Genomic DNA, 4,888 nt, shown 5'->3' with positions numbered 1-4,888 from the left:
TATTCTTTTTTATATACATCAAAAGGAAAATTTACATTTTAAACATCAATGGTTATTATGACAGGCGCATTGAGGGACATAATGACGATGTCAACTTGGGGACGTTTGACTTCAAGGAGCGCGAAATTGATTTTATAAGAATTTTTAAACATGGAATTGATAATTCATCAGCACATGAAATACGGGAGATTGTCGAGGAGAAGGTTACTTCATTCAAAAAGGAAAGTGAACATTTCAAGAGGGGATACACAGGCACAGCTCCTATTCCTTTCGTTGTTTTGGCTGGATCATTTATGGCGAGGGAGACCATACATGAATACTTTGAATTTGACAAAAAAGAAACCCAGAGGTTCTATAGGCTTAGTCAAAAGGGGCGCTATGGTCCGTTAAAAGTGGTAACGGACGTAAATTCGATAGACAAGGACGCGGAGGATGTTGTTATTGCCGTATCCGTCACGGCAAAAATCACCGATGCAGACTTAGCCCAATTCCAAGGGCAAAACATTATAAAGCTGGCAATTGATGATCCCAGAGATAATGCCATTCGATATCGGTCACAACTGATCGAGTATAAAAACGCGATCATTTCAATAGTTGAGTCTGTAGGGAAGGAAATGCCCAACCTCAAAAGGATACACTTGGTATGTTCTTGTCAAAGCTGTTTAGCCTTGGAGCTTGGTAAAGAGATTGATGACAGACGAGTACATCAAGTTATTTGCTACTTTTTTGACATACAAAAATCGCCAAGATATCCGTGGGGGATTGTTGTTAATGGCGACCAAAAAGGAACCTTCATTCAAGCGTGATGGGGAAAGGGGATCCAAATGTACGATTTAAGTACAAAATTTAATACGTTCTATCAGAACTATGTAGTGTTACCAAAGACCGAAAAGACGAAACTGTTCCGATTGAAAAACCTTAACGTCTCACGACTAAAGGACGGTCTCAAGGAGTATAACGAGGAAAATTCAACAAATTATAGAATTGTTGACACGGTGGTTCAGGGTAGTGTTGCAATGTCAACAGTAACTCAAAATGAAAATAAGGATTACGACATCGACGTTGCGATTATTTTCGATAAGGACAATATCCCATCTGGGACCACAGCCGTAAAAAACATCGTTGTGAATGCCTTGAAAAAGAAGACGAAGCAATTCAATACAGAACCAGTGGCAAAGACAAACTGCGTTCGAATTGTGTATGCCGATGGATATCACATAGACTTTGCTATCTATAGAAGGTACAAGGATGAAGATGGCAACTACCACTATGAACATTGCGGGAGTGACTGGAGACCACGAGATCCGAGGGCAGTAACGAAATGGTTTAATGAGGCGAGCAAAAGCTGGAACCATAAATTACGAATTGTAGTTCGCCTATTAAAAATGTTCTCGAAATCGAGAGATTATTGGGTTATGCCAGGGGGGGTGATTCTGTCTGTTTTAACTAATGAGAATTTCCGATCACTTTATCGCATCGACGAGATGTTTTATGAAACATTGACAGCGATTAAAAATAGACTGGCGATTGATAAAGAAGTATTGAATCCAGTGGATGAAGATCAGAGCCTTAAGCTAATCCAAAAAGACGATGTGAGGATTGAGAACCTTTACAACCGTCTCAACTCATATTTGGCAAGCTTAGATGTTCTGTTTCGGAGCGATTGTACGGAATCGCAAGCGGTTGAAGCATGGGGAAAGTTCTTTAACCATGATTACTGGAATGAACAAGTAATTGCTGAAGACGGTCAGACCTTCATGAAGTCCATCAGCGCGTCAAATGTAATGTATGATGAGACGGAGGAATTTATCGAGTATCTGTTCCCCGTAGACCTCAAATATAACTTGAAAATAGACTGTAGGGTATCGCAGGACGGGTGGAGAACTGAACTATTAAGTGCGATATTGAGAAAAAAGGGTAAGCTACGAATTCGTAAAAAGCTGAACTTTTTTATTGTAATGAACGACGTACCTAAACCATATTCAATTTACTGGAAAGTGAAAAACAGAGGGGATGTTGCTAAGAGAAAAAATCAAGTTAGGGGGCAAATCGTCAAAACCAACAAAACAGAGCATTATGAGGAAACCCACTTTCAAGGGGAGCATTTTGTGGAGTGCTATATCGTTAAAGATCAGGTATGCGTTGCAATGGATAGGATTGATGTCCCCATCGATACGCAATAAATGGAAGGCTAACTCTCCTGATTCCCTTGTCCCTGTTTCTATATGTTCGCAAAATCAAGTTCTTCCCCAGCAAAATAAGTTCTTCCCTGAGTAAAATAAGTTGTTCGCTACAGCACGGGTGAATTCGGGTGAGGAGCCTGGATTCGCCCTTTCTTTTTGATGCCCGAAAGCGATGGGCGGAGGAAACTCAGAGCCAAATTTTGAAGAAGGCAAGACGCGAAAGAGCCCCGACAAATCAACGATTCCTGAATACAGCCCGATCAAAAATGCGGAAAAATACACGACGAAATCTGTTCTGCCTTCGCCCTCAAGCCCTGCTCTTCTCCTTCCCGCAGGGAAAGACTTCATTTTACGCAAAATCGATGAATCTGGAAAAATTACGGGGAAAAACGGGTGAGAAAAGGCGTGATCCAGAGAACGAATTCATTTGACGGCAGATATTGGGTGAAAGTGAGGAAAATTCGAGAAAAGCCAGGCGGGGAAAGGGATTTGGAGGGGTTGACGCGGGAGAAAATCAGAGAACAATTTAGTTTGACGCTCACAGCCATACCGTCCTGGCCACCGCGTTCGAGTTGCTTGGCGAAGGCGGCGTGGCTAGGTTTACCGTCGACGAGGTGGCGCGCCGTTCCGGGGTCGCGAAGACGACCATCTACCGCCACTGGCCGACACGTGAAGCGTTGGTTATCGATGCCTGCTCGCAAATGATTGCCCAACAGGAAACACCCGACACTGGATCGCTCGAGGGTGACGTCAAGGCGATACTTGTGGAGATCGCACACCTGCTGCAGACGGCGAATTGGTCATTCGTTCTGCCGTCAATCATCGATACAGCCGAGCGCGATCCGGAGTTTGCGGACATCCACAGTCGGATTCAGCGTGGACACGCTGCACCCTTGCGAGAGGTCCTGGAGCGTGCGGCCGACAGGGGGGAACTGTCGGCACGAGTCGACGTGTCAGCGATCATCGCGCTGCTGCTTGGTCCGCTCTTCTATCGTCGTTGGTTCTCGCGCGAACCGATCGACGACCAGTTCTTAGAGGAGCTTATCAAACGTGTACTTGCTTGAGTACGTACTTCATCCATGGCAGTTCGTGAAGTGTTGCAACTTGGAGATCCATGCCTGCGGGAGGTATGTGCTTTTGTAGATGATCCAGCATCCGATGAGGTCGCAATGAGAAAATGCGCCAAGCCAAGAACAATCCTGATGAGGACGAGTTGAGGGCGCTGATCGACCATCGCGAACACAATATTCCGTCACTAAGGGGTGATGTGCAGTGGGTTTTGGCGTGAAGTTTTTGGGCGAAACCACTTGGGGAGATTTTGCGCAACTCGTTGAACGCCATAATGGGGTTTGGGGTGGCTGCTGGTGTTTGGGATTTCACCAAGAGTTGAGCAAGACGAGTGCTGAAGCAAATCGGTTGGAGAAGGAACGCTTGGTTCGGGAGGGCCGGGCGCACGCAGCTCTTGTGTATGACCAGGACACCTGTGTGGGGTGGTGTCAGTTTGGGAAGACGCAGGAGTTGCCCAACATTAAATACCGACGTGAATACGACGAGAATGTGACTGCTCTCCCAGACTGGCGGATTACATGCTTCTTTGTTGACAGAAAGCATCGTGGACGAGGGGTTTCCTCCGTCGCCCTTTCTGCAGCACTGGGTGAAATAGCACGTCTAGGCGGTGGAACCGTAGAAGCATACCCGGAGGACTTTAACGGACGGGAGGTTTCGAAATCGTTACCGTACATGTACAACGGACTTACTTCCATGTTCGAACGCTGGGGATTTGAGAGAGTGTGTCGCTTAGGGAAACATCATTGGATCGTACGCAAGGTTGTGGAGCCCGCACTTACCCCTGTCAATGCATGATTCGCCCGCATTACCCATTCATTCTGCCAACTTGAAAAAGGCGGCAGCGGTAACTCTCCGAATCCGAAGCTGCCCCCGAACGAACTGAACGTACTCTTCGTAGATCCCGGTCGATAGAAGTTCGGTGGAGAGCGCAGGTAAAATGAGCGAGCACGAGCGAGTCGTCGCCGAAGTCGCTCATTGGCCGACACAGGTGTGGTGGAGGGGTGCGGTTGCTGATTGCATTCATTCACGGGTTCATATTATCTCTCGGACTCATTTTGCCAATAGGGATGCAAAATGGATTCATTCTCACGCAGGGGGCGCTCCACAGTCGGTCCGGTGACATCACCATTTTGTATACCAGCTCAGTAGGTTGGCCGCGAAGGAGGGTCTATCTCAAGGGTAGACCCTCCTTCGTATGTTTACTTTCCATGCTCGTGAATCGAATCATACGCAAGTGCTCTTGTCCTCCGACAAACCTGTGTGTGACATCATACGATTTCTGTTCCCACTACGTCCTATAGTGTGGAAGGAGCGAAACGAGTGGAAATATCCCAAGAACTCATCGAACGTGTTTGCAACGGAGATGAACAAGCCTATTCCGAACTATTCCAATTGACTTGGGATTCGGCAGTACGAACCTGCTGGCTCATCTTGCGCAATCAGCATGATGCTGAAGAAGCCGCCCAGGAGTCGTTTTTGAAACTCTATATCCAGCGTCAACGCATCCGTGATGTCCGAGCGTTTCACGGCTGGTTCTATCGCATCCTGGCGAATACGGCGCTTGACAGGGTACGAAAACGAAAGCGCGTGCTGGATATCGACTCCGTACAGTTGACGGATCGGTATGATCCAATGCA

Annotated in this window: 6 protein-coding genes; all 6 read left to right on the top strand. The window is 46.8% G+C overall.

Annotated features, from left to right (window positions below; translation table 11 throughout):
- The coding region (locus AAC01S_RS18050) for an SAVED domain-containing protein (protein WP_067625780.1) at window positions 1-806 on the top strand (806 nt) is incomplete at its 5' end.
- An 18-nt stretch (window positions 807-824) separates the two neighbouring features.
- The gene (locus AAC01S_RS18045) at window positions 825-2,183 is read left to right on the top strand and encodes a nucleotide-binding domain-containing protein (RefSeq protein WP_067625777.1); all 1,359 of its coding nucleotides are present in this window, start codon (window positions 825-827) and stop codon (window positions 2,181-2,183) included.
- A 172-nt stretch (window positions 2,184-2,355) separates the two neighbouring features.
- The gene (locus AAC01S_RS19445) at window positions 2,356-2,580 is read left to right on the top strand and encodes a hypothetical protein (RefSeq protein ID WP_157071284.1); all 225 of its coding nucleotides are present in this window, start codon (window positions 2,356-2,358) and stop codon (window positions 2,578-2,580) included.
- 157 nt (window positions 2,581-2,737) lie between these two features.
- Window positions 2,738-3,247, top strand: a complete 510-nt coding sequence (locus tag AAC01S_RS18040) for a TetR/AcrR family transcriptional regulator (protein WP_067625774.1) — start codon at window positions 2,738-2,740, stop codon at window positions 3,245-3,247.
- A gap of 208 nt (window positions 3,248-3,455) precedes the next feature.
- Window positions 3,456-4,046: a GNAT family N-acetyltransferase gene (locus AAC01S_RS20330; protein ID WP_067625771.1), complete on the top strand. Its 591-nt coding sequence runs from the start codon at window positions 3,456-3,458 to the stop codon at window positions 4,044-4,046.
- 525 nt (window positions 4,047-4,571) lie between these two features.
- On the top strand, window positions 4,572-4,888 hold a 317-nt coding region (locus tag AAC01S_RS18030), incomplete at its 3' end, for an RNA polymerase sigma factor (RefSeq protein ID WP_281178149.1).

Origin of the sequence: Alicyclobacillus acidiphilus NBRC 100859, assembly GCF_001544355.1 — a bacterium.
GTDB lineage: Bacteria > Bacillota > Bacilli > Alicyclobacillales > Alicyclobacillaceae > Alicyclobacillus > Alicyclobacillus acidiphilus.
Note: the sequence above shows the minus strand (reverse complement) of the source record. Positions and strands in the feature narration are given on the sequence as shown.